The organism is Corallococcus sp. CA041A, from assembly GCF_003612075.1.
Taxonomy (GTDB): domain Bacteria; phylum Myxococcota; class Myxococcia; order Myxococcales; family Myxococcaceae; genus Corallococcus; species Corallococcus exiguus.
Genome location: NZ_RAWF01000037.1, coordinates 1 through 24,753 on the forward strand (window position 1 = coordinate 1; position 24,753 = coordinate 24,753).

24 protein-coding genes are annotated in these 24,753 nt (G+C 70.7%); 22 read left to right on the forward strand and 2 right to left on the reverse strand.

The window, feature by feature from the left end:
• Nucleotides 1-201 precede the first annotated feature (201 nt).
• Complete coding sequence (locus D7V77_RS09405; protein WP_120549247.1) at nt 202-837, reverse strand: YafY family protein; 636 nt, start codon at nt 835-837, stop codon at nt 202-204.
• A 191-nt stretch (nt 838-1,028) separates the two neighbouring features.
• Between D7V77_RS09405 and D7V77_RS09410 the strand changes: the two genes are divergently transcribed.
• The 22 genes from D7V77_RS09410 (at nt 1,029) to D7V77_RS09515 (ending at nt 23,052) form a co-directional block, all read left to right on the forward strand.
• Nucleotides 1,029-3,512 (forward strand): ribonuclease H-like domain-containing protein, encoded by a 2,484-nt coding sequence (locus tag D7V77_RS09410; protein ID WP_120575936.1) that lies wholly within the window; start codon nt 1,029-1,031, stop codon nt 3,510-3,512.
• Nucleotides 3,513-3,597: 85 nt separating this feature from the next.
• A complete protein-coding gene (locus D7V77_RS09415) occupies nt 3,598-5,136 on the forward strand; it encodes a hypothetical protein (RefSeq protein WP_233596779.1) in 1,539 nt (512 codons plus the stop codon).
• A gap of 247 nt (nt 5,137-5,383) precedes the next feature.
• Nucleotides 5,384-6,043, forward strand: coding sequence for a malonate decarboxylase holo-[acyl-carrier-protein] synthase (mdcG, locus tag D7V77_RS09420; RefSeq protein ID WP_120575938.1), 660 nt, complete (start codon nt 5,384-5,386; stop codon nt 6,041-6,043).
• A 346-nt stretch (nt 6,044-6,389) separates the two neighbouring features.
• Nucleotides 6,390-7,130 carry a beta-ketoacyl synthase chain length factor gene (locus tag D7V77_RS09425; protein WP_233596775.1) on the forward strand — a complete coding sequence of 247 codons (741 nt, stop codon included), beginning with the start codon at nt 6,390-6,392 and terminating at the stop codon, nt 7,128-7,130.
• Nucleotides 7,123-7,902: a 1-acyl-sn-glycerol-3-phosphate acyltransferase gene (locus tag D7V77_RS09430; protein ID WP_120575939.1), complete on the forward strand. Its 780-nt coding sequence runs from the start codon at nt 7,123-7,125 to the stop codon at nt 7,900-7,902. The genes D7V77_RS09425 and D7V77_RS09430 overlap by 8 nt, the downstream gene beginning before the upstream one ends.
• Entirely contained in the window at nt 7,889-8,152 is a 264-nt protein-coding gene (locus D7V77_RS09435) for a phosphopantetheine-binding protein (protein WP_014398640.1), read from the forward strand. Before D7V77_RS09430 ends, D7V77_RS09435 begins: the two co-directional genes overlap by 14 nt.
• 36 nt (nt 8,153-8,188) lie before the next feature.
• Nucleotides 8,189-8,449 (forward strand): acyl carrier protein, encoded by a 261-nt coding sequence (locus D7V77_RS09440; RefSeq protein ID WP_120563604.1) that lies wholly within the window; start codon nt 8,189-8,191, stop codon nt 8,447-8,449.
• Nucleotides 8,446-8,997: a hypothetical protein gene (locus D7V77_RS09445; RefSeq protein ID WP_120575940.1), complete on the forward strand. Its 552-nt coding sequence runs from the start codon at nt 8,446-8,448 to the stop codon at nt 8,995-8,997. Before D7V77_RS09440 ends, D7V77_RS09445 begins: the two co-directional genes overlap by 4 nt.
• On the forward strand, nt 8,990-10,699 hold the full coding sequence (locus D7V77_RS09450) for an AMP-binding protein (protein ID WP_120575941.1): 1,710 nt from the start codon (nt 8,990-8,992) through the stop codon (nt 10,697-10,699). Before D7V77_RS09445 ends, D7V77_RS09450 begins: the two co-directional genes overlap by 8 nt.
• Nucleotides 10,696-11,433: a glycosyltransferase family 2 protein gene (locus tag D7V77_RS09455; protein ID WP_120575942.1), complete on the forward strand. Its 738-nt coding sequence runs from the start codon at nt 10,696-10,698 to the stop codon at nt 11,431-11,433. The genes D7V77_RS09450 and D7V77_RS09455 overlap by 4 nt, the downstream gene beginning before the upstream one ends.
• The gene (locus D7V77_RS09460; RefSeq protein ID WP_120575943.1) at nt 11,430-12,377 is read left to right on the forward strand and encodes an acyltransferase; all 948 of its coding nucleotides are present in this window, start codon (nt 11,430-11,432) and stop codon (nt 12,375-12,377) included. Before D7V77_RS09455 ends, D7V77_RS09460 begins: the two co-directional genes overlap by 4 nt.
• A complete protein-coding gene (gene hutH, locus D7V77_RS09465) occupies nt 12,349-13,908 on the forward strand; it encodes a histidine ammonia-lyase (protein ID WP_120575944.1) in 1,560 nt (519 codons plus the stop codon). The genes D7V77_RS09460 and hutH overlap by 29 nt, the downstream gene beginning before the upstream one ends.
• Nucleotides 13,898-14,317 carry a thioesterase family protein gene (locus D7V77_RS09470; RefSeq protein ID WP_120563610.1) on the forward strand — a complete coding sequence of 140 codons (420 nt, stop codon included), beginning with the start codon at nt 13,898-13,900 and terminating at the stop codon, nt 14,315-14,317. Before hutH ends, D7V77_RS09470 begins: the two co-directional genes overlap by 11 nt.
• Nucleotides 14,314-14,922, forward strand: a complete 609-nt coding sequence (locus D7V77_RS09475) for an outer membrane lipoprotein carrier protein LolA (protein WP_120575945.1) — start codon at nt 14,314-14,316, stop codon at nt 14,920-14,922. Before D7V77_RS09470 ends, D7V77_RS09475 begins: the two co-directional genes overlap by 4 nt.
• The gene (locus tag D7V77_RS09480; RefSeq protein WP_120575946.1) at nt 14,912-17,209 is read left to right on the forward strand and encodes an MMPL family transporter; all 2,298 of its coding nucleotides are present in this window, start codon (nt 14,912-14,914) and stop codon (nt 17,207-17,209) included. The genes D7V77_RS09475 and D7V77_RS09480 overlap by 11 nt, the downstream gene beginning before the upstream one ends.
• Nucleotides 17,206-18,435 carry an NAD(P)/FAD-dependent oxidoreductase gene (locus D7V77_RS09485; RefSeq protein ID WP_120575947.1) on the forward strand — a complete coding sequence of 410 codons (1,230 nt, stop codon included), beginning with the start codon at nt 17,206-17,208 and terminating at the stop codon, nt 18,433-18,435. The genes D7V77_RS09480 and D7V77_RS09485 overlap by 4 nt, the downstream gene beginning before the upstream one ends.
• Nucleotides 18,423-18,992, forward strand: coding sequence for a DUF3261 domain-containing protein (locus tag D7V77_RS09490; RefSeq protein WP_120575948.1), 570 nt, complete (start codon nt 18,423-18,425; stop codon nt 18,990-18,992). Before D7V77_RS09485 ends, D7V77_RS09490 begins: the two co-directional genes overlap by 13 nt.
• A gap of 6 nt (nt 18,993-18,998) precedes the next feature.
• Entirely contained in the window at nt 18,999-20,180 is a 1,182-nt protein-coding gene (locus D7V77_RS09495; RefSeq protein ID WP_120575949.1) for a beta-ketoacyl-ACP synthase, read from the forward strand.
• Entirely contained in the window at nt 20,177-20,644 is a 468-nt protein-coding gene (locus D7V77_RS09500) for a hotdog family protein (RefSeq protein ID WP_120575950.1), read from the forward strand. The genes D7V77_RS09495 and D7V77_RS09500 overlap by 4 nt, the downstream gene beginning before the upstream one ends.
• Entirely contained in the window at nt 20,637-21,368 is a 732-nt protein-coding gene (gene fabG, locus D7V77_RS09505; protein WP_120575951.1) for a 3-oxoacyl-ACP reductase FabG, read from the forward strand. The genes D7V77_RS09500 and fabG overlap by 8 nt, the downstream gene beginning before the upstream one ends.
• Nucleotides 21,365-22,603 carry a beta-ketoacyl-ACP synthase gene (locus D7V77_RS09510; RefSeq protein ID WP_120575952.1) on the forward strand — a complete coding sequence of 413 codons (1,239 nt, stop codon included), beginning with the start codon at nt 21,365-21,367 and terminating at the stop codon, nt 22,601-22,603. The genes fabG and D7V77_RS09510 overlap by 4 nt, the downstream gene beginning before the upstream one ends.
• Nucleotides 22,604-22,620: 17 nt before the next feature.
• Complete coding sequence (locus tag D7V77_RS09515; protein WP_120575953.1) at nt 22,621-23,052, forward strand: excinuclease ATPase subunit; 432 nt, start codon at nt 22,621-22,623, stop codon at nt 23,050-23,052.
• A gap of 28 nt (nt 23,053-23,080) precedes the next feature.
• Here the strand turns inward: D7V77_RS09515 and D7V77_RS09520 are convergent, their stop codons facing one another.
• On the reverse strand, nt 23,081-24,688 hold the full coding sequence (locus tag D7V77_RS09520) for a hypothetical protein (protein ID WP_120575954.1): 1,608 nt from the start codon (nt 24,686-24,688) through the stop codon (nt 23,081-23,083).
• Nucleotides 24,689-24,753: the final 65 nt, after the last annotated feature.

Consider the following 24,753-nt stretch of genomic DNA (forward strand, 5'->3'; position numbering starts at 1 on the left):
CCCTTGCCCTACGTCACGACCCCCAGCACGGTGATGGGCCCCCAGGCCGTGGGCATCTCCGGCGGCAACCAGCCCGTGCCCATCCAGAACCCATACACCTGCGTGAACTTCATCATCGCGACGGAAGGCGTCTTCCCCTCGCGCGGCTGAGGCCCACGGCAGGAGGGTGCCGCGACAGGAGCACGGCCCCTCCTTCGCGCTTCAGGCCCCCACCACTTCCGCGCGTGTGATTCGGTCCAGCCGGAAGTGGCGCCGCTCCCCGGACGCGAGGTCCACCGCGTCCAGCCGCGTCTCGTGCCGGTCCATCACCACGGACTCGATGCGCACCTCGCGCACCGTCTCCAGGAAGTTGCTGTCCACGTAGGTGATGCGCAGCGGCTGTCGCTCGAACCACGCGCGCTCCAGCGCCTCGCGCACGGGCTTGCGCGTGGGCAGGGACGGCACGCCCAGGAACGTCAGCTCGCGCAGCCGGGCCAGCAGCTCCCGCTGCGCGGACGTGGACAACGCCGAGCGCACCTTGTCCAGCGCCGACTCCAGCGTCCCAGTGAAGGGCAACAGCCGCATGTCGATGGCGAAGCGTCCCAGCGCCACCACCAGCGCCGCCTCGCGCGCGGTGAAGTTCACCGGCGGCAGGCTGTAGCCTCGGTCCAGCGCGTAGCCACCACCCCGGCCACGCTCCGCGCCCACCGGCAGCGCCGCGGCGCGCAACGCGTCCAGGTCCCGGTAGATGGTCCGCACCGTCACGCTGAAGCGCTCCGCCAGCACCTCCGCGGTGACGCCGGTGCGGCGGCCCCTCAGGTACTCGGCGAGGGCGAAGAGTCGCTCAGTGCGCTGCATGACGATGAATCCTGACATACCGCTGTCAGCCGGTGCCCTCAAGCTGGGGCCGAGCCCCAGCGATGCGAAGCCCTTCCGACAGCGCCACGCCGCTCCTGTCCGCCCACCCTTGCGAAGCGGGCCCTCGCGCGCCTATGAGCGGCCGGAGCAGCGCCCGCGCGCCGCGCCTTCTGTCCCCCGAGTCCCCGCCCATGGTCCCGCCGCCCCATCCGCTGGAGGACGAGTGGTTGTGGGGATGGGACCCCACGCCGGGCATCGTGTCCGTCTGGGCGGAGCCGGACGGGCGAGCCTTCATCTGGAAGCGGCATCAGGGCACGCACGCGAGGCTGCGCGAGGACGCGAGGTACCGGCCCTGGGTGCTGCTCTCGTCGCTCCAGGACCTGGAGCACCTGGGGGACGCGCTCCGCCCGGAAGGCATGCCGCCGGTGCCGGGCGCGATGACGTTCCGTGAACTGGAGGGCCCCGGCGCGCTGCGCTTCCTCGTTAGCGCGGATGACGGCCGCGCGCTGGCGTCCGCGGTGCTCAAGGGCGCATCGAAGCGGTTGGATCAACGCGTGGGCCACCTGCGCGACCTGGGCCCGGCCGCGGCGCTGGTGCTGCCTCCGGAGGAGCAGTACCTGGTGGCCACCGGCCGCACGTACTTCCGCGACCTGGTCTTCGACGACCTGCGAAGGCTCCAGTTCGACCTGGAGACCACCGGCCTGGACCCATCCAGGGACCGCATCTTCCTCGTGGCGGTGAGGGATCCAGACGGCCGGGCGGAGACGCTGGAGGTGACAGCGGACGGAGACGCGGGTGAGGCGGACCTGTTGCGCCGGCTGGTCGCGCGCATCCGCGAAGCCGACCCCGACGTGGTGGAGAACCACAACCTGCACGGCTTCGACCTGCCCTTCCTGGACCAGCGCGCGAAGCGGCTGAACGTGTCGCTGGCGCTGGGCCGAGCGGGGCTGCCGGGCCTGCGCCACCGCCCGTCCGCGAGGGGCGCCGCGCTGAACCGAGGGCCCGGAGGCCGTGACGCGGACGCCATGCGCCGCGCGCGCTACACCGTCCCCGGCCGCGAGTTCATCGACACGCTGGACGCCGTGCGCCGCCACGACTTCGCCGCCCGCGACCTGCCCGGCCACGGACTCAAGGCGGTGGCGCGGCACCTGGGCCTGTCCGGGCCCGACCGCGAGCTCATCCCCGGCGCGCGCGTGCACGAGGTCTTCCTGAAGGACCCGGAGCGCGTGCGCCGCTACGCGCGCGAGGACGTGACGGAGGCCGCGGGGCTGGCGCACCTCATGGGCGGCGCGGCGTTCGCGCTCGCGCGCATGGCCCCCCGGCGCTACGAGCGGCTGGCGGACGCGGGCCCAGCGACGGGCGTGTTGGATCCGCTGCTGGTGCGCGCCTACGTGCGCTCGGGCGCGGCGCTGCCCGGGCACGAATCCGGCGACGGCACGTCCCACAGCGGCGCGGCGCTGCACCTGTTCGCCTCCGGCGTCGCGCGGCACATCGTGAAGGCGGACGTGGCCAGCCTCTACCCGTCGCTGATGCGCCAGTACCGCATCGGACCGAAGCGCGACCGGCTGAACGCGCTGCTCGCGCTGGTGGACCGGCTGGTGGATCAGCGCCTGGACGCGAAGGCCAAGGGGAAGAAGGCCCCGCCCGGCTCTCCGGAGCGCCACACATACGAAGCCATCTCCGCGGCGATGAAGCTGCTGATCAACTCCGCCTACGGCTACATGGGCGCGGTGGGCCTCACCCGCTTCTCGGACGTGCACGCCGCCAACGAGGTGACGCGGCGCGGACGCGAGCTCTTGGGCCTGATGTGCCGCGAGCTGGCACACCGGGGCGTGACACTGCTGGAGGCCGACACGGACGGCGTCTACTTCGCGGTGCCAGAAACCTGGACGGAGACCGACGAGCGCCGCGTGGTGTCCGAAGTCGCGGCCCTGCTGCCGCCGCGCGTGAAGCTGGAGTTCGACGGGCGCTACGCCGCCATGCTGTCGCACGAACCGAAGAACTACGCGCTCCAGCCCTACACCGGGCCCCTGCTGCTGCGCGGCGTGGCCTTCCGCTCCAGCCGCGCGGAGCCCTATGGAGAAGACTTCCTGCGCCGGGCCCTCCAGCACCTGCTGGCCGGCGACGTGCGCACCGTGCGCGACACGTACGTGGACGCGGTGATGGCGCTCCGGCGGCGCCGGGTGCCCACCTTCGAGGTCTCCGCGCAGGTGCGGCTGACCAAGTCCCCCTCGCAGTACCTGGCCACGCGCAAGCAGCGCAGGGAGCTGCCGTACGAAGCGCTGCTCACGAACGGCCGCGAGCACTGGTCCCTGGGCGAGCGCGTGCGCATCTACCGCGCCACCGGCGGCCGCGCGGGCCTGCTCCCGGAAGCACTCACCGAGGACGGCGAACCCGCCCCGCGCCCCACTCCAGGCGAGCCCGCGGGCGACGACGCGCGCGACTACGACGTCGAGTACTACGTGCGCCAGCTCAAGGACTCGTTCGCGGCCCGGCTCGCGCGAGGCCTGGCCCCGGAGGACTTCGCCACCGTGTTCGCGGACCCCGACCAGCCCTCCCTCTTCACTCCGTCGCTCGCGGACGCGCGGCCCGTGCTCAACATCGTGAGAGAGCCCCGAGGCCCGGAGTTCGGTGAGGACACGCAGGTGGTTGGAGCCCCGCCCTTCTCACCGTGACTGGAACCCTGCCGTGTCCCGGTTGCTCCGGGAGTCAGTGGGAGGCTTCTGCTACGTTGCGTCAACTTCGATGGCCTTCTCGTTGATGAAGCGTCTCCCGCCGCGCGCGCTGGTGGTTCCCGGCACCGTGGCCCTGCTGCTCCTGCTTCCCTGGCTCATCTATTGGAGCGCGGTCATCCACCGGTATGGCCTGCGTGACGACTACGCCATCCTGCGCGAGGCGCGCGAGGAGCCGGGGAAGATCCTCCGTTTCTGCGCGTCGCAGGGCCGCCCGCTCTACGGCTGGATGCTGGAGGTGTCCGCGAAGGCGGCCAACGGCATCGACGGGCTGGTGGGACTGCGGCTGATGGGCGTGGCCGGCCTGGGAGTGCTCGCGGCGGCGGTGTTCCTGCTGCTGCGCAAGGAGGGTTGGCGGACGGGCTCCGCCGCGCTGCTGGCGGGGTTCCTCACGGTCACGCCGTCCGCGCAGGTCATCGCCAACTGGAGCATCTGCTGGCCGCAGGCCCTGGCGCTGATGCTGGGCCTGGGCGCGTTCGCCTTCGCCCGCCGCGCCATCGGTCCGCCGGGAGCGGAGGCCTCCGTCCGGTGGCCGTACGCGCTGGCCGCGGTGGGGAGCATGGCAAGCGCGACGCTCATCTATCAGGTGAGCGGCCTGTTCTCCGCAGTGCTGCTGGCGGCGGCGCTGGTGGTGCACCGCGACGTGTCGCTGAAGGACACGGCGCGATGGATGCTCAAGCACCTGCTGGTGATGGCCGCGGGCCTGGCGCTCGCGTACGCCGTCACGCAGGTGCTGTTCAAGGCGGGCATCTTCCCGCCCTCGCCCCGGCTCAGCTTCGAGAAGCACTGGGTGGACAAGACCGTCTGGGCGCTCACTCACGTGTTCCCCAACGCGCTCGCGCTGTCCGCGCTCAACGAGGCGCCACTGGGCGACATGGACGGCTACTGGGCCATGGTGGTGCTGACGCTGACGCTCCTGGGCGTGGGCATCGCGGTGGAGGGGCGCCGCTCGGGGCTCGGGGGCGTGGGGCGCTGGCTGCTGGCGCTGGTGACGCTGTCGGGCGTGGCGTACTCGGTGAGCTTCCTCGCCGGGGAGCGGTGGCCCACCTACCGCACGCTCAACGCGCTCACGGGCGTGTGGGCCGTGTTCTTCGCCGCGTCGCTGGTGAACCTGGGCACCATCTGGCCCAGGCATGGCCCGCGCATGGCCACGGGCCTGCTCACCGCGTTCGTGGCCTTCAGCGCCCTGCTCGCGCACGAACAGTCCCTGGAGCTGTTCGCCCTGCCCCAGGGCCGGGAACTGGCGGTGATGGCGCAGGGCGCGAGCCTCGTCGTCCCGGACAGGAAGCCGCGCGTCTTCGTCCTCACCGCGAAGCAGTCGGACTCCACCGCGCCGTTCCACTATCTGGACGAGTTCGGCTCCGTCTCCGTGGACGCGGAGTGGGTGGCCAAGGAGATGCTCAAGGCCCTGGTGAAGGAGCGCTTCCCCCGCGAGCGCGACGTGAGCGGCCTCTACCGCTTCGCCGCCGGCCCCGTCGCCCCGGAGCCGCGCAACTACGACATCCTCATCGACATGCGCCGCCAGCACGTGAGCGCCGTAAACCCCATTCTCCAGAAACCCCGCTAGCGCCCCGCGTCTCAGGGGAATCCCTGAGGCGTGCGCTCGGCTCCCACCCGGATTTCCGGGGAGATTCGCGCGGCCGGGAGCAACCGGCGCCGACCGGTGCAGGATCGCTCCCACCGGCGGCGTGAATCCGGGTAATGAATCGAGGAGTGAGTTCCACCGCTTCCGCTTCCGCCTGTCCCGGGGGCAGCCCCGTCCCGCGTCGCGGAAGCGGGCACGGCTTCCCCCTGGCGGCAGGAGATGCCCGCTGATGGGCGGTGAACGTCCGGTGCGGCATGACTGGGTGTACCTGGGCGCCAACTGGGCGGAGGCCCTGCGCTCGCCCCTGGTCCCGGACGTCCTCGCGCACGTCACGGCGTGGAGGGATCAGGGCCGGCCCTTCGCCGTCGCCCGGCAGGAGCCACCGGACCAGGAGGACGACCTGCGGCTGGGGCTCACCCTGCCCGACCGCCGCCACCTGTCACTGCACGGGGCCCTGTCCGCCGTGGAGCGCCACCTGCCGCCGCCCACGGTGCAGGAGGTGCGCGCCTCCGCCCCCGCGGCCTGGGGCCCTGCCCTGGATGACGTCATCGCCCTGGGCACCGCGCTGGATTTGACGGTGGGCGTGTTCGGTTCGCTGGCCTGGCAGCACCGCTCTGGCGTGCCCTTCGTGCGGCCGCTGTCGGACGTGGACCTGCTGTTCGCCCCCGCGCGCTGGTCGGACGTGGAGCGGCTGCTGTTCGGCCTGGAAGCGGTGTCCCGGCGCCACTCGGTGGTGCGCCTGGACGGCGAGGTGCTGCTGCCCGACGGCGGCGCCGTGTCCTGGCGTGAGCTGGCGCTGGAGCCCGAGCGCATCTGGGTCACCGGCCCCCGCGGCGCCAGGCCCCGCACGCTCCGCGAACTGCGCGCCCTCTTCCCCTCCGAGTCCTGAAACTCGCGGAGGAAGCACGCGCCGCGTGAATAGGCGCGCCCGCCGCCACGTCACGCAAGCCGCCATCACAACCCGTTTCCGCCGCCCATTTCGAATGACTCGCGGGGCGCTTCGCACTCCGCGCGACACACGGGCGCGTCACCTCCCTGGACAAACCCGGAAGAACGTGAAGGCCGAGGCCGCGTTGCGTCTTTCATCAACAAGAACCCGGGGTTGTAACGGACACAGGGCAGGCGACAGGGCGGGCTCCCGGCGTCTGGCCCGCTCGGGTCGGCCGCCCAATTGTCACCCTGTGAATGGTTTGGTAAAGGTTGTCTTTGGGGGCGATTGGGGCCTCTCCGTCACGATGGTGGGATTCTCCGTACAGCGCTGGGCCGCCTGGGCCCCCGGGCTCGTCCATCCTGCTTCCTGGGAAACGTGGCTCGCGACCCCGCATCCGCTCCCCGCGGAAGGCACGCCCGCGCTCGCGGCGATGCCCGCGATGATGCGCCGCCGGGTGGACCGGCTGGGCCGCATCGCGTTGCAGGCTGCGTATAACGCGCACGTGGACGCGCCGGACGCGCCCGTCATCTTCGCATCGCGTTATGGCGACCTGGGCCGCTCGGTGGAGCTGCTCACGCAGCTGGCGCGCTCGGAGCCGCTGTCGCCCACCTCCTTCAGCCTGTCGGTGCACAACGCCATCGGCGCGCTCTACTCCATCGCTCGGGGGGACACGTCCGCCTACGCCGCCATCGCCGCGGGAGAAGAGACGGTGGAGGCCGCCTTCACGGAGGCGTGCGGCCTGCTGTCGGACGGCGTCCCCCGGGTGATGGTCGTCGTCTACGAAGAGCCCGTTCCCACGCCGTGGGAACACTTCTCCCGGGACGTGGCGTTTCCCCACGCATGGGCCTGCCTCCTCTCCGCCAGCACGGGCGCGGACGCCATCCACCTGGACTGCGCGGCCAGCGCCCCAGACTCGCCCGTCGCGCCGTTGGATGCGGCGAACCTCCCGGCGGACCTGCGTGCCCTGCGATTCCTCGTTTCCGGCGCCTCGCGGTGGGAGCACGCGACGGGCGGCCGGTGTTGGCGGTGGGCGCGCCATGCTTGAGATGCTCGACCGTCCGTGGCGCATCTTCGCCACCGGGTTGTCCTTCGCCACCTTCGGGCTGGGGGGACTGGCGCTGCGCCTCATCTACTTTCCGCTGCTCGCGCTCTTCGTGCGCGACCCGGAGCGGCAGCAGCGGCTGGCGCGGCTCGCGGTGCACTACACGTTCCGCTTCTTCATCGGCTACATGCGCGCGCTGGGCGTGCTGCGCTACGAGTTGCAAGGCGTGGAGAAGCTGGCGCGCTCCGGGCTGCTCATCCTGGCCAACCACCCGTCGCTCATCGACGTGGTGTTCCTCATCTCACTGGTCCCCAACGCGGACTGCGTGGTGAAGGCGAGCCTGGCGAACAACCCGTTCACACGCGGCCCCATCCGGGCGACGCGCTACCTGAGCAACGACTCCGGGCCCGGGCTCGTCCAGGACTGCATCGAGTCCGTGAAGGCCGGCAACAACCTCATCATCTTCCCGGAGGGCTCGCGCACACCGCTCGACGGGAACATGCAGCTGCAGCGAGGCGCCGCCAACATCGCGGTGCGCGGCCCGTGCGACATCACGCCGGTCATCATCCGCTGCGAGCCTCGGGGCCTCACCAAGGGCATGCCCTGGTGGAAGGTGCCGGAAAAGCCCATGCACTACGTCATCCGCGTGGAGGACGACATCCACGTGTCCGCCCAGGACGCGGAAGCGGGCGAGGCGGCGAAGGCCGCGCGCCAGCTCACCACCCGGCTGCACGACCATTTCTCCAGGGGGAGCCAGGAACATGTTGGAGCTTGAGCAGGAAATAAAGCGGCTGGTCATCGACACGCTGAACCTCGAGGACCTGAAGCCGGACGACATCGATCCGGCGGCGCCGCTGTTCGTCGAAGGGCTGGGGCTGGACTCCATTGACGCCCTGGAGCTCGGCCTCGCGTTGCAGAAGTCCTATGGCGTCGTGCTGGCGAGCGACTCCAAGGAGAATCGCCGTCACTTCGCCAGTGTTCGGGCGCTCGCGGACTTCGTCAGCACCCACCGCACCCGTTCCTAAGCAGCCCCCGTCAAAACCAAAGCGAGGACTCACCCCATGACCAAGCACGAGCTGTTCGAGCGCCTGAGCGCCATCCTCCAGGAAACCTTCGACATCGAGCCGTCCCGCATCGTCCCGGAGGCGCGTCTGCACGACGACCTCGACATCGACAGCATCGACGCCATCGACCTGCTGGTGCGCCTGAAGCCGGTGACGGGCCAGCGCGTTCCGCCGGAAGTCTTCCGCTCCGTGCGGACCATCCAGGACGTGGTGGACGCGCTGTACGGTCTGCTCGGCAGCGACTCCGCCGCGGCGTGAAACGTCTGCGTCCGGTGCTGTTGGGGCTCTTGAGCCTCGCCTACCCCCCGCTCGTCTATCTGGGCCTGGGCCACTTCGAGCCCCGCTGGATGGCGCTGCCCCTGGCGGCCATGGCGGTGGTGCGCGCGGTGGCCACGCGGGAGAAGATGTGGCTCGCGGCCGCGGTGGGCGCCCTGGTGCTCGCGGGCTCCAGCATGCTGGGCAACAACGCCCTGCCCCTGAAGCTCTACCCGGTGCTGGTGAACGCGGTGCTCCTCACCGTATTCCTCACCAGCCTGGTGTATCCACCCAGCGTGATTGAGCGACTGGCGCGGCTTCGGGAGAAGGACCTGCCGCCGTCGGGCGTGGCCTACACGCGCCGGGTAACGCAGGTGTGGTGCGGCTTCTTCGTCCTCAACGGCGCGCTCGCGCTCACCACGGCGCTCTTCGCGAGCGACGCGACCTGGGCGCTCTACAACGGCCTCATCGCCTACGGCCTCATGGGCCTGCTGTTCGCGGGCGAGTGGGTGGTGCGGCAGCGGGTGCGCGCACGGCACGCCCATGGCTGAGCCGCTCGCGCTCGAAACCCTCCTCGTCCACGGCCGTCCCGCCGGGCACCCCGTGGCCCGGAGCGAGGACGGCGTGCGGGACTTCGGTGCGTTCCGCGCCCGGGTCGCCGGCTGGCGCTCGGCCTTCGCGGCGCACGGAGGCCAGCGCTACGCCCTCTTCACCGAGGACACCTTCGAGTTCGCCGCCGCGCTCCTGGGCGCCTGGCACGCGGGGGTGTGCATCTACCTGCCCGCGGACGCGCGCCCCGCCACGCTGGACGCGCTGAAGGCCCACGTGGACGGCTTCGCGGGCCGGGCCCCCCAGGGACAGGGGCCGCTGGCGCCCGCGATGAACGAGGACGGGACCGCCGCCGCGTTCCAGGCATTGTCACCCGGGCTCGCCGCGCTGGTCGTCTACACGTCGGGCTCCAGCGGAGAACCCACCGCCATCCCCAAGCGCCTGTCGCAGCTGTCCAGCGAGGTGGCCACGCTGGGCCGGCTGTTCGACGAGGCCGTGGGGGACGTGCCGGTGCTGGCCACCGTGTCTCACCAGCACATCTACGGACTGCTGTTCCGGGTGCTGTGGCCGCTGACGTCCGGCCGCCCGTTCGATGCGAATGCCCTGCCCTATCCGGAGGACATCCTGGCCGCGCTCCAGACCGGCCCCGGCCTGTTGGTGGCGAGCCCCGCGCACCTGAAGCGCTTGCCGGCCACGCTGGACTGGGCGGCCGTGCGCGGGAATCTGCGCGGGATGTTCTCCTCCGGTGGGCCGCTCACCCCCGAAGCGCTCCAGGCCTGCCGCGACCTCTTGGGCCGGGCGCCGGTGGAGGTGTACGGCAGCTCGGAGACGGGCGGCGTCGCATGGCGCCGGCGCGACACGGACGACAGCGCGTCCTGGCGCACGATGCCGGGCGTGGAGGTGCGCGCGGAAGACGACGCGCTCCGCGTCCAATCCCCCCACCTGGACCTGCCCCCGGGCGAGTGGTTCACCACGGAGGACCGCGCGCGGCCCGTGCCCGGCGGCTTCGAGCTGTTGGGGCGCCGCGACCGGCTGCTCAAGCTGGAGGAGAAGCGCGTGTCGCTCTCCGCCATGGAGCGGACCCTCGTGGCCGGGGGCCTGTTGCGCGAGGCCCGGGTGCTGCCCCTCACCGAAGGCCACCGGGTGATTCTGGCGGTGGTGGGGGTGCCGGACGCGGAAGGCTGGCGGCTCCAGGAGTCGGGGGGCAGGCGGTCCCTGAGCCAGGCGCTGCGCGAGAAGTTGGCCCCGCATTTCGAGTCCAGTGCCTTGCCGCGCCGGTTCCGGTATCTGGAGGCCATGCCGGTCAACTCCCAGGGCAAATCCACCGAGGCGGCGCTCACCGCGCTCTTCGACCCGAAGCGTCCCCCGTTCCGCGTGCTGGAGCGCTCCGACGAGCGCGTGCTGCTGGCGGTGGAGGTCCCCGCGAATTCGCCCTACTTCGAAGGGCACTTCCCGGGCTCGCCCATCCTGCCCGGCGTCGTGCAGGTGGAGTGGTCACTGCTGCTGGGCCGCGAGCACTTCGCGCTGCCGCCGGACTTCCTCCGCATCGAGACGCTGAAGTTCCAGCAGGTCATTCCACCCGGCACGCTGCTGTCGCTGGAGCTCACCTGGGCGAAGGAGTCCGGGCGGCTGGGGTTCAAGTTGACGTCAGCCGCGGGCTCGCACGCCAGCGGCCGCATCGTGTTGGGGGGAGGGGCAGGATGAAGGTCTGCGCGGTGATTCCGGTCTACAACCACGGCGAGGCCGTGGGCGCGGTGGTGAAGGCGGTGCGCAGCCACGGGCTGCCCTGCGTGCTGGTGGACGACGGCAGCGAGCCCGGCTGCGCGGCGGTGCTGGACGGCCTGGCGCGCGAGGACAGCGAGCACGTGGAGGTGGTCCGCCTGCCCCAGAACGAGGGCAAGGGCGGCGCGATGATGGCGGGCCTGCGCGCGGCCCTCTCCCGGGGCTACAGCCACGCGCTGCAAATCGACGCGGACGGCCAGCACAACGCCAACGACATCCCGCGCTTCCTGGAGCTGGCGAAGGCGCAGCCGGACATGATGGTGTGCGGCACGCCCGTCTATGACGAGTCCGTGCCCAAGGGCCGGCTGTACGGCCGCTACGCCACGCACATCTGGGTGTGGATCAACACGCTGTCGTTCGCCATCCGCGATTCCATGTGCGGCTTCCGCGTGTATCCGCTGCGGCCCACCGTGGCGCTCATCGACTCGGTGAAGATCGGCAAGCGGATGGACTTCGACGTGGAGGTGCTGGTGCGCCTGTTCTGGCGCGGCATGCGCATCCTCAACCAGCCCACCCAGGTGCGCTACCCCACCGACGGCATCTCCCACTTCGACGTGCTCTGGGACAACGTGCGCATCTCCGGCATGCACGCCCGGCTCTTCTTCGGGATGTTGGTGCGGCTGCCCGTGCTCCTCTGGAACAAGGTGGCGAAATGAAGTCCCGCCACTGGGCGGAGATGGGGGAAACCACCTTCGTGGCTGGCATCTGGATCCTCTACTGGGTCCACCGGCTGCTGGGGCGCTGGCCCTTCCGCGTCTGCCTCTACCCGGTGGTGCTGGTGAACTGGCTCCGGCGGCCGGTGCTGCAGCACTCGTCGCGCCAGTACCTGAAGCGGATGCAGACCGCGACCGGGGCCCTGGGGCGCGAGCCCCACTGGCGCGACAGTGTGCGTCACGTGCTGATGTTCGCGGAGACCATGCTGGACAAGCTGCTCGCGGTGAGCGGGCGCTACCGCTTCGAGAGCGTCCGCACCGAAGGCCGCGAGGAACTCTACGAGGCGGCGAAGTCCGGCAAGGGCGGCATCATCGTCACCGCGCACATGGGCTGCCTGGAGCTGTGCCGCACCATGGCGGAGCGCCGGGGCGAGGTGAAGCTCAACATCCTGGTGCACACGCTGCACGCGGAGCAGTTCAACCGCCTGCTCAAGCGGCTCAACCCGGAGAACGACTTCCGGCTGATGGAGGTCACGGACATGGGCCCGGCCACCGCGGTCGCGCTGAACGAGCGCGTGGAGGCCGGAGAGTTCGTGGTCATCGCGGGCGACCGCATCCCGGTGAATTCCGCCCAGACCGTGCGCGTCGACTTCCTCGGCCACCCGGCGCCATTTCCGGTGGGCCCCTACGTACTGGCGGCGCTGCTCAAGTGTCCGCTCTACCTGCTGGGCTGCATCCATGAGGGCAAGGGCTACACCATCCACTTCGAGCGCCTCTTCGAGCGCGTCGTGCTGCCTCGGGGCAAGCGCGAGCAGGCGCTCACCGACTGCGCGCAGCACTACGCAGCCCGGGTGACGGCGCTCCTCCAGCGCGCGCCCTACGACTGGTTCAACTTCTTTCCCTTCTGGGATCAGGTGCATGTCTCCGCGAAGCCCCCCACTTTCTGACACCCCGGTCCGCTTCGACGGCGGACGGCTGACGCTCGAGGACGTGGGCGCCCTGTCGCGCCGCGAGCGTCCGGCGGAGCTGGGCACGGCCCCGGCCTTCCGCCAGCGCATCGCCAAGGGCGCCGCGTTCCTGGACCGGCTGCTGGCGGAGGACGGCGTCATCTACGGCGTCACCACCGGCTACGGCGACTCGGTGACGGTGTCCATCCCGCCCGCGCTCGTCGCGGAGCTGCCGCACCACCTCTACACGTACCACGGCATCGGCGCGGGCCGGTTCCTCACCCCGGAGGAGACGCGCGCGGTGCTGGCCACTCGGCTGGCGTCGCTGTCGCAGGGCTTCTCCGGCGTGGGCGTGCCGCTGCTCACCCAGTTGGAGCTGCTGCTCCAGCACGACGTGCTGCCCATGATTCCGGCGGAAGGTTCCGTGGGCGCGTCCGGCGACCTGACGCCCCTGTCCTACGTGGCGGCGGTGCTCTGCGGCGAGCGCGACGTGTGGCACCGGGGCGAGCGCAAGCCCGCGGCGCAAGTGATGAAGGAGCTGGGCATCGCGCCCCTCAAGCTGCGGCCGAAGGAAGGCCTGGCCATCATGAACGGCACCGCCGTGATGACGGCCCTGGCGTGCCTGGCGTGGGAGCGGGCGGAGTACGTGTCCCGGCTCGCCACGCGGCTCACGGCGTTCAACGTGCTGGCGAGCGCCGGCAACGCGCACCATTACGACGAGACGCTCTTCGCGGCGAAGCCCCACGCGGGCCAGCAGCGCGTGGCGGCCCGGCTGCGCGCGGACCTGGTCACGGACCGGCCGCCTCGCAACGAGCAGCGGCTCCAGGACCGGTACTCGCTGCGGTGCGCGCCGCACGTCATCGGAGTGCTGGAGGACGCGCTGCCGTACTTCCGCACGCTCATCGAGAACGAGCTGAACAGCGCCAACGACAACCCGCTCATCGACCCGGACGGCGAGCGGGTGCTGCACGGCGGCCACTTCTACGGCGGCCACATCGCCTTCGCCATGGACGGGCTGAAGACCGCGGTAGCCAACGTGGCGGACCTGTTGGACCGGCAGCTGGCGCTGCTGGTGGACCCGCGCTTCAACCACGGGCTGCCCGCGAACCTCTCCGCGTCCACCGGCGCCCGCGCGGCCATCAACCACGGGCTCAAGGCGGCGCAGATCAGCGTCTCCGCGTGGACCGCGGAAGCGCTGAAGCAGACCATGCCCGCGTCCGTCTTCTCCCGCTCCACCGAGTGCCACAACCAGGACAAGGTGAGCATGGGCACCATCGCCGCGCGCGACTGCCTGCGCGTGCTGGAGCTGACGGAGCAGGTGGTCGCGGCCATGCTCATCGCGGCGCGCCAGGGCGTCACCCTGCGTCAGCGGATTGACGCGGACGCGAAGCCCGGCCCCGCGATGGCCGCGATGCACGCGGACCTGGAAGCACGCATCCCCTTGCTGGTGGAGGACCGGGCGCTGGACGGTGAGCTGCAGGGATTGATCACCGCCATCCGCCGTCGGGAGTGGAGGCTGCATGAAGCCTGACCTGAGCTGCGAGCTGGAGATCGACCCGGCGTTCCACGATCTCGACATGATGGAGATCGTCTGGCACGGCCACTACGTGAAGTACCTGGAGCTGGCGCGCGCCGTCATCCTGCGCAAGCACGACTACGACTGGCCGCAGATGCGCGAGTCCGGGTACGGCTGGCCCGTGGTGGAGATGAAGCTCAAGTACGTCTCCCCCATCTCCTACAAGCAGCGCATCATCGTGCGCGCCGAAATCACCGAGTGGGAGAACCGGCTGCGCTTCGACTACCTGCTGCGCGACGCGGACACCGGGCGCAAGGTGAACCAGGCCCACACCATCCAGGTCGCGGTGTCCTTGAAGACAGGCGAGATGGAATACGTCTGCCCGGAAGTCCTCTGGAAGAAGCTGGGAGTGTGGCCGGGATGAAGCCCTTCCTCGTGTTGATGCTGTCGCTGCTGTCCGTGAGCGCCCACGCCGCGGACCTGGTGAAGGACGTGCGCGCGCGCCTGGTGGACGCGCCGCTGGTGCGCGGCCAGTTCGAACAGAAGAAGACCGTGCAGGGCTTCAAGAAGCCGCTCGTGTCCAAGGGAGACTTCCTCCTCGCCCGCGACCAGGGAGTGCTCTGGAACACGCGCACGCCGTTCGCTTCCACGCTGACGCTCACGCGCAAGTCGCTGAGCGCGCAGCAGGCCACGGGCGGCGCGGCCTATCACCTGGACTCCACCAAGGAGCCCGCGCTGGCGGCGGTGAACGAGCTGCTCTTCGCGCTCTTGTCGGGCGACGTCGCGGCGCTCCAGAAGCGCTTCACGGTCGAGGGCGCGCTGGTCGGCGACAAGGGCTGGAAGCTGGATTTGACGCCCACGGACGCGGGGCTCGCGCGCGTCTTCAAGCACATCCACCTGGAGGGTGACGGGTACGTGCGCCAGGTGCAATTGGACGAGACGCGCGGCGACAGCAGCGTCATTACGTTCGAGCAGCTCGCGCAGACGCCTCCTCCCGACGCCACGGAAGCGGAACGCCTTGGCAAATAAGCTGGCCATCCTGTGGGCGCTGGTGGTGCTCGCCGTTGGCATTCACCAGGTGCGGTTCTGGCGCTCCGCGAGCCTGGACACGGACGTGCTCGCGCTCCTGCCGGAGGACGAGCAGGCGCCTGAGGTGGACGCCGCCACGCGCAAGCTCGCGGACGAAGCCGGCCGGCAGCTCGTGCTGCTGGTGGGCGCCAAGGACTGGCCGTCCGCGCAGAAGGCCGCGGACGAGGCCACGCGCGTGCTCACGGAGTCCTCGGACCTGCTGGAGCCGGCGGTGGTGGACACCTCCGCGCTGGAGCAGGCGGTGGACTTCTACCGTCCCTATCGCGACCGGTTGCTCACGCCCGCGCAGCGCAAGTGGCTGGCGCACGCGACGCCGGAGGAGCTGGGCGGCACGGCGCTGATGAAGCTGTATCAACCCGCGGGCGCGCAGCTGACGGACTGGAACGCGGATCCGCTGGGCCTGTGGCAGGACTGGTGGCAGGCCCGCGCGGCGGAGACGTCCGCCCGGCCCCGCGACGGACGCATGTGGCTGTCCGGCGAGGAGCGCGAGTGGGTGCTCCTCATGTGGAAGAGCAAGGTGTCCGCCTTCGCGCTGGGGGACGGCTCGCGCGTCACCGCCACGGTGGAGCGGGCGCGCGCGCGGGTCGAAGCAGCGGTGCCCGGCGGACGGCTGGTGGCCGCGGGCGTGCCGCTGTACGCGGAGGCCGCCGCGGCGCAGGCGAGCTGGGAGATGTCCACCATCGGCTTCGGGTCGCTGGCGGCGGTGCTCATCCTCGTATGGCTCACATTCCGCTCGCTGCGGCCCATCCTCCTCGTGGGCGTGTCGCTCACGCTGGGCTGCGCGGTGGCGCTCACGGTCACCGCGCTGGTGTTCGACCGGGTGCACCTGCTCACGCTCGTCTTCGGCTCCAGCCTGGTGGGCGTGGCGGAGGACTACGGCTTCCACTACTTCGCCGCGCGTCAGGGCAAGGCCCCTTCGGAGCGCGGTCCGGTGATGCGCGCGCTCCTGCCCGGCATGGTGCTCGCGCTCGTCACCAGCGTGGTGGCGTACCTGGCGCTGGGCGTGGCGCCCTTCCCGGGCCTGCGGCAGATGGCGGTGTTCTCCGCCGCGGGCCTCACCGCCGCGTTCCTCACCGTGGTGTGCTGGTTCCCCTCGCTGGACACGGGCGCCCTGCCCATCACGCCCTTCGCGGAGCGCTTCTCCGCGTCCATCACCCGCTGGCCGCGCATCGCTTCCACCCCGGCGTGGTGGCTGTCCGGCGCGGTCGTCACGGTGCTCGTGGCCGTGGGCATCTGGAAGCTGGAGCCCCGGGACGACCTGCGCCAGCTGCAGGGCGCACCCGCGAACCTCATCGCGGATCAGCGGGAACTGGGGCGCCTGTTGGGACTGCCCAGTCCGGCGCAGTTCTTCCTGGTGCAGGGAGACAACGACGAACAGGTGCTCGCGCGCGAAGCCGTGCTGAAGACGAAGCTGGACTCGCTCGTCTCCGAGAAGGTGTTCGCGGGCTACCGCGCCGTGTCTGATTGGCTTCCGTCCGAAGCACAGCAGCGCGAGGACGCGGCCCTGAGCGCCCGCGCGGAGGCCCAGGCGGTCGCCGCCGTCAGCGAGTCCACGGGTGAAGCCCCCACGCGCGCCGCGTTCTCCCCGGAGCCGCTCACGCCCAAGCAATTCCTCGCCGGTCCCGCCGCGGCGGTCATCCGGCAGCAGTGGCTGGGGACGCTGGGCAAGGCGCAATACAGCGTCCTCATGCTGCGCGGCCTCAACGACCCCAAGGTGCTGCCCCGTCTGGAAGAGGTGGCCCAGGGCCTGGAGGGCGTCCGCTGGGTGGACAAGACGGCGGAGATTTCCGGCCTGCTCAGCCGCTACCGCCGCATCATGGGCGGGCTCATCGTCGCGGGTTACTTCGCGGTGTTGCTCACGTTGGTGGCTCGCTTCGGGCGCCAGGCGTGGCGCGCGTGGGTTCCCTCCGTGCTGGGCACGCTGCTGACGCTCGCCATCTTCGGGTGGGCGGGCGCGCCGCTGCAGCTGTTCACCGTGCTGGGGCTGGTGCTGCTCCTGGGCATGGGCGTGGACTACGGCATCTTCCTTCTGGAGCACCCCGGTGACGGCTCCGCGTGGCTCGCGGTGGCGCTGGCCGGCGTGAGCACGCTCCTCTCCTTCGGGCTGTTGGGTCTTTCCGCCACGCCCGCGCTGCGCTCGTTCGGCCTCGCCATGCTGCTCGGCGAGGTCACCATCTGGATCCTCACCCCTTGTTTCCGACTTCCACCCGGGAAAGACACACATTGAAAACTGAATCGGCGGACATCCTCATCATCGGCGCGGGCCCCGCGGGCTCCGTCGCGGCGGGCCTCCTTCGCAAGCAGGGCCGTGATGTCCTCGTGCTGGAGCGCGAGCAGTTCCCCCGCTTCTCCATTGGCGAGAGCCTGCTGCCGCAGAGCATGGAGTACATCCAGGAAGCCGGCTTCCTCCAGGACGTGGTGGAGGCGGGCTTCCAGTACAAGAACGGCGCCGCCTTCGAGCGCGCCGGCAAGTACACGGACTTCGACTTCCGCGAGAAGTTCAGCCCCGGCTGGGCCACCACCTACCAGGTGCAGCGCGCCCGCTTCGACCAGATTTTGGCCCAGGCCGCGGAGAAGAAGGGCGCCACCGTGCGCTTCCGCCACGAGGTGCTGACCGTGGACTTCTCCAGCGGGCAGCCGGTGGTGACGGCGCGCTCCCCTGAAGGCGAGACGTACCAGGTGAAGGCGCGCTTCCTCCTGGACGCGAGCGGCTTCGGCCGCGTGCTGCCGCGCATGTTGAACCTGGAGACGCCGTCGAACTTCCCCGTGCGCGGCGCCATCTTCACGCACGTGGTGGACAACGTTCCGCTCGGCACCTTCGACCGGAACAAGATCCGCGTCACGACGCACCCGGAGCACGTGCACGTCTGGTACTGGACCATCCCCTTCTCCGACGGCCGCTGCTCGCTGGGCGTGGTCGCGAAGAAGGAGTTCCTGGACCAGTACACCGGCACGGACACGGAGCGGCTCCAGGCCATCGTGAAGGAGGCGCCGTCGCTGCAGAACCTCCTGAAGAACGCCGTCTGGGACACGCCCGCGCGCAAGCTCACCGGCTACGCGGCCAACGTGAAGTCGCTGTGGGGCCCGGGCTTCGCGCTGCTGGGCAACGCGGGCGAGTTCCTGGACCCCGTGTTCTCCTCGGGCGTCACCATCGCCTTCAAGTCCGCGAGCCTCGCCTCCGCCTGTATCGCCCGTGAGTTCGCGGGGGAGAAGGTGGACTGGGAGAACGAGTACGCGAAGCCGCTCAAGGCCGGCGTGGACACCTTCCGCACCTTCGTGGAGTCCTGGTACGAGGGCGGCTTCCAGGACATCATCTTCCACCCGAACCCGTCGGAAGACGTGCGCCGGATGATCTCCGCCATCCTCGCGGGCTACGCGTGGGACAAGAACAACCCCTACGTGGCGGACAGCAAGCGGCGCCTGACCGTCCTCGAGGCGCTGTGCGCGGCGTAGTCACCGCCCTGCTCGTCGCGGGGCTGGTGGCCTGCACCAGCACGCCCCGGCCCCGGCCCGCCGCTCCTGGCGAGCCGTTGCCGGAGCTGCGCCTGGCTCCCGCCGCCCTCGGGGCGTCCGTGAGCCTGGCGCAGCAGCTGGTCTTCGCGCACGAGCAGGACCCCGGAGGCCCCCGCTCCCTGGAGGCCCTCCTGGAGGTGGACCCGGCCCAGATGCAGCTGGCCGGGTTGGCCATGGGGCACCGCATCCTCACCCTGCGCTGGGACGGCAGCCACCTGGACGAGGAGCGGGACCCCCGCCTGCCCGCCCAGTTCAACTCCGCGCTCGTCATCCGGGACGTGCAGCTCGTCTACTGGCCGGCCGACGCCGTGCGCGCCGCCCTGCCCGTGGGCTGGACGCTGGAGGACGGACCGGGACAGCGGACCCTGTCGAAGAACGGCAGGGAATGGGTGTCGGTGCGCTACGATGGCACCCCGCGCTGGGAAGGGCGCACGCAGCTCACCAACCACTCCGAGCACTACCAGCTCACCATCGAATCGCACGTCGCGGACGAGTGACAGCCCATGCCTCCTCCTGTCTTCCTCAACCAGCTGGGCCTCGTCTGCGCATTGGGCTCCGGGAAGCAGGAGGTGGCCCGGGCGCTGTTCGCGGACACCGTCTCCGGCGTCGCCTCGCATGCCGGGTACGCGGACCGTCCGCTGCACCTGGGCGTCGTCACCGCACCGCTCGCGGCGCAGGACGCCCTGCCCCCTTCGCAGCACAGCCGCAACAACGCGCTCCTGCTCACGGCATTGGAGCAGGTGCGCGCCGAGATTGACGCGGCCGTGGCCCGCTTCGGTCCCTCGCGCGTGGCGGTGGTGATGGGCACCAGCACCTCCGGCATCGGTGAAAGCGAGTCGGCCATCGCCGGCCACATGGCCACGGGCGAGCTGCCGCCCCGCTTCCATCTGCAGCAGCAGGAGCTGGGCTCCCCCGCGCTGGCGCTCTCGCACGTGCTGGGCACGCGGGGCCCCGCCTATGTCATCTCCACCGCGTGCTCCTCCAGTGCCAAGGCCCTGGCCAGCGCGGCGCGGATGCTGCGCACGGGCACCGTGGACGCGGTGCTGACGGGCGGCGTGGATTCGCTGTGCGGCTTCACCGTGGCGGGCTTCCGCTCGCTGGACTCCGTGAGCGAGGAGCGCTGCAACCCGATGAGCGCCCACCGCCACGGCATCAACATCGGCGAAGCGGCGGCGCTGTTCCTGATGACGCGCGAGCCGGGGCCGGTGCGCCTGTCCGGCTGGGGCGAGTCCTCCGACGCGCACCACATCTCCGCGCCCGAGCCCGGCGGCAAGGGCGCCATGGCAGCCATCCAGCAGGCACTGAAGCGCGCGGGACTTTCGCCGGAGCAGGTGGACTACGTGAACCTGCACGGCACCGCCACGCCGCAGAACGACGCCATGGAGACCCGCGCGGTGCACGCGCTGCTGGGACCCGGCGTGAAGGCCAGCTCCACCAAGCCGCTCACCGGCCACACGCTGGGGGCCGCGGGCGCGCTGGAGGCGGCCTTCGCGTTCCTCACGCTCGTGGACAACCCGGAGGGACATCTGCCCGGGCACTTCTGGGACGGGGCCGTGGACGACTCGCTGCCGGCGCTGTCGCTGGTGAAGCCGGGGGAGTCGCTGGGGCGTCCGGTGAAGAGCGTGCTGAGCAATTCGTTCGCCTTCGGGGGCAGCAACGCCGCCCTCGTGCTGGAGCGCGCATGATGCGCATCGTGATTGATCAGCCCGTCGAGGAACTGGTGCCCCATCAGGGGCGCATGCGGCTGCTCGACCGCGTCCTGGAAGGCGACGCGGACTCGCTGCTCGCGGAGGTCACCGTGCGCGAGGACAGCCTCTTCTACGCGGACGGCGTCGTGGGCGGTTGGGTGGGCATCGAGTACATGGCGCAGGCCGTGGCCGCGTGGGCCGGGTGGCATGCGCGCAAGCGCGGCGGCACGCCCCGGGTGGGCTTCCTGCTGGGCACGCGCCGCTACGAGTGCAACCGCCCCACGTTCAAGCTGGGCGAAACCCTGCGCATCGAGGTCCACCGCCAGTTCTCCGCGGACAACGGATTGGGCCAGTTCGACTGCACCTTGCGCATCGGGACGGAGCAGGTGGCCACGGCGGCGCTGACGGTCTACGAGCCGCAACCGGGGCAGGACCTGGGAAGGGGCAACACAGATGGGTGACAAGACGGTGCTGGTGACGGGCTCCAGCCGGGGCATCGGCCGCGCCATCGCGCTGCGCCTGGCCCGCGACGGCTACGACGTCGTGGTGCACTGCCGCAGCAAGCGCGAGGAGGCGGACGCGGTGGCCGCCCAGATTCGTGAGGCCGGCCGCGAGTCCCGCGTGCTCCAGTTCGACGTGGCGGACCGCGCCGCCACGCAGGCCGCGCTGCTTTCGGACGTGGAGGCCCACGGCTGCTACTACGGCGTGGTGTGCAACGCGGGCATCGCTCGCGACAACGCCTTCCCCGCGATGACGGCGGAAGAGTGGGACGGCGTCATCCACACCAACCTGGACGCCTTCTACAACGTGCTCAACCCGCTCACGATGCCGCTGGTGCGCCGCAAGAAGCCGGGCCGCATCGTCACGCTGTCGTCCGTGTCCGGGCTCATGGGCAACCGGGGCCAGGTGAACTACAGCGCCGCCAAGGCGGGCATCATCGGCGCGACGAAGGCGCTGGCGGTGGAGCTGGCCAAGCGCGACATCACCGTCAACTGCGTGGCGCCGGGCCTCATCGACACGGAGATGGTGCCTCCGGAGGTCCTGGAGGAGGCGCTCAAAATCATTCCCGCCCGCCGGATGGGCAAGCCCGAGGAGGTCGCCGCCGCGGTGGCCTTCCTCATGTCGGAAGAAGCGGCCTACATCACGCGGCAGGTGATTTCGGTGAACGGGGGGATGATCGGATGAAGCGCGTAGTCGTCACCGGAGTCGGTGCGCTGAGCCCCCTGGGCCATGACTGGAAGACGGTCGAGGCGCGGCTGCGCGCGCGCCAGAACGCCGTCCAGGTGATGGAGCCCTGGAAGGCCTACGAAGGTCTGAACACGCGGCTGGGCGCGCCCGCCCTGCCCTTCGAGCTGCCGCCGTCCGCGTACTCGCGCAAGACGACGCGCACCATGGGCCGCGTGGCGCTGATGGCGACGCGGGCCAGCGAGCTGGCGCTCCAGGACGCGGGCCTGTTGGGCAGCCCCCTGGTGAAGAGCGGGAAGATGGGCATCGCCTACGGCTCCTCAGCGGGGACGCCGGAGAACATGGGCGACTTCGGGAAGATGATCACCCACAAGACGACGGAGGGCATCACCGCGACGACGTACCTGCGGATGATGTCCCATACGGCGGCGGTGAACATCGGCGTCTTCTTCGGCGTCACCGGGCGCATCATCACCACGTCCAGCGCGTGCACCTCCGGCAGCCAGGGCATTGGCTACGCGTATGAAGCCATCAAGCTGGGCCGCCAGGTGGCGATGCTCGCGGGCGGCGCGGAGGAGCTGGACGCCACGGGCGCGGCGGTGTTCGACACCCTCTTCGCCACCAGCACCAAGCACAACGAAGCGCCGCACCAGTCCCCCCGCCCCTTCCACGCCGAGCGCGACGGGCTGGTGCTGGGCGAGGGCGCGTGCACACTGGTGCTGGAGGAGCTGGAGCACGCGAAGGCGCGCGGCGCCACCATCCATGCGGAGCTCTTGGGGTACGGCACCAACAGCGACGGCCGCCACGTGACGCAGCCCAACGCGGACACCATGGCGGAGGCCATGCGGCTGGCGCTGGAGGACGCGGGCGTGCCTGCTTCCGCCATCCCCTACGTCAACGCGCACGGCACGGCGACGGACACGGGCGACGTGGCGGAGAGCGCGGCGACGAAGACCGTCTTCGGGGAGAAGGTCGCCATCTCCAGCCTCAAGAGCTACATGGGCCACACGCTGGGGGCCTGCGGCGCGCTGGAGGCGTGGATGACCATCCAGATGATGCGCTCGGACTGGTTCGCGCCCACGCTGCACCTGACCGCGGACTCCGTGGATCCGAAGTGCGCGCCCCTGGACTATGTCGTGGGTGAGGGACGTGCGTTGCAGACGGACCTGGTGATGAGCAACAACTTCGCCTTCGGTGGCATCAACACCTCGTTGATCTTCCGCCGCTGGCCTTGATGCCTGGAGACACCGCCATGAAGAAAGCCCTCCTGTTGCTGGCCCTGACCGCCGCGAGCCCCGCCCTGGCGCGCGACACCGTGACGAAGGTGAAGCTGGCGGACGTGATGGCCCTGCCCGAGGCCAAGCAGAAGCTGGACGGCTCGGTGAAGTTCTTCATGGCGGGCGCGAAGACGCCCAACGTGCTGAAGACGCTGGGCAGCGACACCTCGAACAAGAAGACCAACGGCGTGGGCAAGTCGGACGACTACGCCTGCAAGTGGGCCGCCCTCTCCGCGATCATCGCCCTGCAGGAGGGCGCGAAGAAGAACGGCGCCAACGCGGTGGTCAACGTCGTCAGCTACTACAAGAAGGTGGAGTTCAAGAGCGCCACCGAAATCGAGTGCCACGCCGGCAGCTTCGTTACCGGCGTCGCGCTCAAGGGCGACTACGCCACCATCGCCAAGTAGCCCCGAAGGCTGTTCCGCGCGGTGGGTCCTACCGCCGCGCGGGCACCTCGATGCGGCAGACGCTCCCGGGCGCCAGGTTCCGTGAGCGCATCCAGTCCTCCAGGTCGCGGTCGATGCGCGCCGAGGCCTCCGCGTTGAAGCGACGGTTGTCCTGGAGCTTCCAGCCCTGCGGGTAGTTGCCCGAGTAGCCGTTCACCGTGGGCACGCCGTGCTCGCCGGACGCCCACACGGCGTCCAGCTGGTACTTCCACTCCTGGGCCTCACCGGACGTCGGCGCGTAGAAGAAGGTCGCGCAGCCCGGTGCGATGCGCGCGGCCACCGCCTCCACGTCCGCGCGAGCTTCGTGCCGGTCATAGGCGGGACTGTTGAGGCCCTGCTCCAGGAGACACAGCGCGCCCAGGCCCACCGCCAGCGCCGCGCGTCCGGAGTCCCACTGCCGCTGGAGGTACAGGGCCAACCCCACGGCCGCGGGCACCAGCAGCCACATGCCGATGCGGGCCAGGGCCCGGATGGCCGCCGCGCCGGGCACGCCGTGGAAGACGAGCCACCAGGGCGTGTAGCCGCCGGTGTAGCGCGACGCGAGCACCACCGTGGCCACCGCCACGACGAGCAGCAGTCGCACCGCGGGCCGTGAGCGCGCCTGCCACAGGCCGATGCCCGCGAGCACCGGGGTGACGAAGCCGAAGCCCAGGCGGTGCTCCCACGCCACGGGCATGCGCTGGAACTTGGAGAAGCTGTTGGTCCACCCGTACAGCCAGCTGTCCTGGCCCACGAAGAACCAGCTCCAGAAGCGCGGCACCATGGGCGAGACTTCCGCGAAGGTGCGCAGCCCCACCGTGCCAATGGCCTGACGTGAGTGCAGGACGAGCGGCGCGAGCAGCGCCAGCCCCAAGACTCCGAAGCCCGCGAGCGCCGGGAGGTGGCGGCGCAGCGCCGTCAGCAGCGGACCGCGCGTGTCCCGGAAGACGAGCCCGGCGATGAACGCCAGCAGCAGGAAGAAGAAGAGGAACCATCCCCAGTAGAAGCCCGCGTAGAGCTGGGCCACGAACGCGCCCACCAGCAGCGCGGACCAGGCCATCCCACGCCGCCGGTCCGTCTCCGGCCGCGTCAGCGCGATGACCGCGCCCACGGCGATGAGCGCGAAGAACTGTCCTTCCAGCTGCGGATGGTTGAGCTGGTTGATGCGCGGCGCGCCGGCCGTGAAGAGCACCGCGCCCACCACTGCGGGAAAGACGCGCAGGCCAAAGCCTCGCCGCAGCAGCCACACCGCCGCGGCGTAGTTGAGCGCCGCCATGGTGAGCGACCACGCCTGCCACGACAGGTCCGCGCCAAGGCCCAGCGCGCGCCACAGCCAGTAGAACGGGGCCACGCCCAGGAGCACGTCGGAGTACGCGGCGACGTTGAGCTCCGGGTAGAACATCGGCGGATCCCAGAAGCGCGCGTGCGCCGGGTCGCCGGTCACGAAGCGCCAGCCGTGCTCCAGGACGTAGTGGTTGAAGCGCACGTCGCCCTCGTCACCCTGTACGAGGCGCAGCCCGGACAGGATGGCGGGATGATGCGACAGCAACAGGGCCAGCACGCCGCCAGCGAGGACGAGCAGGGCGACGCGGGTGCGTTCCGAGACGGCGGTTCCCATGGGCGCCGGGAGCGTTAACACACCGGACACGCCCGCTGGAATGACGGAGGGCGTCCAGCAAGCGC

Bases quoted from the DNA above. Each gene is read 5' to 3' on its own strand.
- D7V77_RS09405 (WP_120549247.1), bottom strand. From the start codon at position 837: ATGCAGCGCACTGAGCGACTCTTCGCCCTCGCCGAGTACCTGAGGGGC.
- D7V77_RS09410 (WP_120575936.1), top strand. From the start codon at position 1,029: ATGGTCCCGCCGCCCCATCCGCTGGAGGACGAGTGGTTGTGGGGATGG.
- D7V77_RS09415 (WP_233596779.1), top strand. From the start codon at position 3,598: ATGAAGCGTCTCCCGCCGCGCGCGCTGGTGGTTCCCGGCACCGTGGCC.
- mdcG (WP_120575938.1), top strand. From the start codon at position 5,384: ATGGGCGGTGAACGTCCGGTGCGGCATGACTGGGTGTACCTGGGCGCC.
- D7V77_RS09425 (WP_233596775.1), top strand. From the start codon at position 6,390: ATGGTGGGATTCTCCGTACAGCGCTGGGCCGCCTGGGCCCCCGGGCTC.
- D7V77_RS09430 (WP_120575939.1), top strand. From the start codon at position 7,123: ATGCTTGAGATGCTCGACCGTCCGTGGCGCATCTTCGCCACCGGGTTG.
- D7V77_RS09435 (WP_014398640.1), top strand. From the start codon at position 7,889: ATGTTGGAGCTTGAGCAGGAAATAAAGCGGCTGGTCATCGACACGCTG.
- D7V77_RS09440 (WP_120563604.1), top strand. From the start codon at position 8,189: ATGACCAAGCACGAGCTGTTCGAGCGCCTGAGCGCCATCCTCCAGGAA.
- D7V77_RS09450 (WP_120575941.1), top strand. From the start codon at position 8,990: ATGGCTGAGCCGCTCGCGCTCGAAACCCTCCTCGTCCACGGCCGTCCC.
- D7V77_RS09455 (WP_120575942.1), top strand. From the start codon at position 10,696: ATGAAGGTCTGCGCGGTGATTCCGGTCTACAACCACGGCGAGGCCGTG.
- D7V77_RS09460 (WP_120575943.1), top strand. From the start codon at position 11,430: ATGAAGTCCCGCCACTGGGCGGAGATGGGGGAAACCACCTTCGTGGCT.
- hutH (WP_120575944.1), top strand. From the start codon at position 12,349: ATGTCTCCGCGAAGCCCCCCACTTTCTGACACCCCGGTCCGCTTCGAC.
- D7V77_RS09470 (WP_120563610.1), top strand. From the start codon at position 13,898: ATGAAGCCTGACCTGAGCTGCGAGCTGGAGATCGACCCGGCGTTCCAC.
- D7V77_RS09475 (WP_120575945.1), top strand. From the start codon at position 14,314: ATGAAGCCCTTCCTCGTGTTGATGCTGTCGCTGCTGTCCGTGAGCGCC.
- D7V77_RS09495 (WP_120575949.1), top strand. From the start codon at position 18,999: ATGCCTCCTCCTGTCTTCCTCAACCAGCTGGGCCTCGTCTGCGCATTG.
- D7V77_RS09500 (WP_120575950.1), top strand. From the start codon at position 20,177: ATGATGCGCATCGTGATTGATCAGCCCGTCGAGGAACTGGTGCCCCAT.
- fabG (WP_120575951.1), top strand. From the start codon at position 20,637: ATGGGTGACAAGACGGTGCTGGTGACGGGCTCCAGCCGGGGCATCGGC.
- D7V77_RS09510 (WP_120575952.1), top strand. From the start codon at position 21,365: ATGAAGCGCGTAGTCGTCACCGGAGTCGGTGCGCTGAGCCCCCTGGGC.
- D7V77_RS09515 (WP_120575953.1), top strand. From the start codon at position 22,621: ATGAAGAAAGCCCTCCTGTTGCTGGCCCTGACCGCCGCGAGCCCCGCC.
- D7V77_RS09520 (WP_120575954.1), bottom strand. From the start codon at position 24,688: ATGGGAACCGCCGTCTCGGAACGCACCCGCGTCGCCCTGCTCGTCCTC.